The sequence below is a fragment of the Ruegeria discodermiae genome (genome assembly GCF_030758345.1).
Lineage (GTDB): Bacteria > Pseudomonadota > Alphaproteobacteria > Rhodobacterales > Rhodobacteraceae > Ruegeria_C.
Genome location: NZ_JAVAMO010000058.1, coordinates 1 through 1,178, shown reverse-complemented (window position 1 = coordinate 1,178; position 1,178 = coordinate 1). Strand labels below are relative to the sequence as shown.

General features: G+C 60.6%; 1 protein-coding gene. It reads right to left on the bottom strand.

Annotated elements, in window-relative coordinates; all coding sequences use genetic code 11:
- Window position 1: 1 nt before the first annotated feature.
- Window positions 2-1,177: an elongation factor Tu gene (tuf, locus tag Q5Y75_RS28325; RefSeq protein ID WP_306203645.1), complete on the bottom strand. Its 1,176-nt coding sequence runs from the start codon at window positions 1,175-1,177 to the stop codon at window positions 2-4.
- Between the last annotated feature and the right edge of the window lies 1 nt (window position 1,178).

Below are 1,178 nucleotides of genomic sequence, written 5' to 3'. Positions count from 1 at the left end.
ATTACTCGATGATCTTCGACACGACGCCGGCGCCGACGGTGCGGCCGCCTTCGCGGATGGCGAAGCGGAGGCCGTTTTCCATCGCGATCGGCGCGATCAGCTCAACCGAGAACGACACGTTGTCGCCCGGCATCACCATCTCGGTGCCTTCGTTCAGCGTCACGGTGCCGGTCACGTCGGTGGTCCGGAAGTAGAACTGCGGACGGTAGTTGGCGAAGAACGGCGTGTGACGGCCACCTTCATCCTTGGTCAGGATATAGGCTTCGGCCTCGAACTTGGTGTGCGGCGTCACCGAACCCGGCTTGCACAGAACCTGACCGCGCTCAACGCCGTCCCGGTCGATGCCGCGCAGCAGCGCGCCGATATTGTCGCCGGCTTCACCACGATCCAGCAGCTTGCGGAACATTTCCACACCGGTGCAGGTGGTTTTCTGGGTGTCGCGGATACCGACGATTTCGATCTCGTCGCCCACATTGATCACGCCACGCTCGACACGCCCCGTAACAACGGTACCACGACCCGAGATCGAGAACACGTCCTCGACCGGCATCAGGAAGGGCTGGTCCACCGCGCGCTCAGGGGTCGGGATGAACTCGTCCACGGCCGCCATCAGCTTCTTGATCGATTCTTCGCCGATTTCCGGGTTGTTACCTTCCATCGCGGCCAGAGCCGAACCGGCGATGATCGGAATGTCGTCGCCCGGGTAGTCGTAGCTGGACAGCAGCTCGCGGATTTCCATCTCGACGAGTTCCAGCAGCTCTTCGTCGTCAACCTGGTCGACCTTGTTCATGAACACGACCATGGTCGGGATGCCAACCTGGCGGCCCAGCAGGATGTGCTCGCGAGTCTGCGGCATCGGGCCGTCAGCAGCGTTCACAACCAGGATCGCACCGTCCATCTGCGCGGCACCGGTGATCATGTTCTTGACGTAGTCGGCGTGGCCGGGGCAGTCGACATGGGCGTAGTGACGGTTGTCGGTTTCATATTCGACATGCGCCGTCGAAATGGTGATACCACGAGCCTTCTCTTCCGGCGCGCCATCAATCTGGTCATACGCCTTGAAGTCACCAAAATACTTGGTGATCGCTGCGGTCAGCGTCGTCTTGCCGTGGTCAACATGGCCAATCGTGCCAATGTTCACATGCGGTTTCGTACGCTCAAACTTTTCCTTTGCCATG

What these genes read in the sequence shown, in the direction of transcription:
- tuf (WP_306203645.1), bottom strand. Translation starts at nt 1,177, where the DNA reads ATGGCAAAGGAAAAGTTTGAGCGTACGAAACCGCATGTGAACATTGGC.